Genomic DNA, 255 nt, shown 5'->3' with positions numbered 1-255 from the left:
CAGCGCACCCGGTCACCGGTACGGTAAAGCCGGGTCAATCCCCCAGCCCGCTCCCGCTCGGTCGCAAACGGGTTCGGCACAAACCGTTCCGCCGTCAACGCCGGCTGATTCAGGTAGCCTCGCGCCAACCCCACCCCGCCAAGATACAACTCGCCCGGGACACCGACCGGACACAGCATTCCTCCAGGTGACAGGACCAATAAGCGTGTATTACTGATCGCCCGCCCTATCGGAATCACCGAAAGCGACGAATTC

General features: G+C 62.7%; 1 protein-coding gene. It reads right to left on the bottom strand.

The annotated features are described in order from the left end of the window. Positions 1-12 precede the first annotated feature (12 nt). The gene (locus EAE91_RS25300; protein WP_339919745.1) at positions 13-174 is read right to left on the bottom strand and encodes a hypothetical protein; all 162 of its coding nucleotides are present in this window, start codon (positions 172-174) and stop codon (positions 13-15) included. Positions 175-255: the final 81 nt, after the last annotated feature.

This window comes from Photorhabdus noenieputensis (genome assembly GCF_018448935.1).
In the GTDB taxonomy this organism is placed as follows: domain Bacteria; phylum Pseudomonadota; class Gammaproteobacteria; order Enterobacterales; family Enterobacteriaceae; genus Photorhabdus; species Photorhabdus noenieputensis.
Note: the sequence above shows the minus strand (reverse complement) of the source record. Positions and strands in the feature narration are given on the sequence as shown.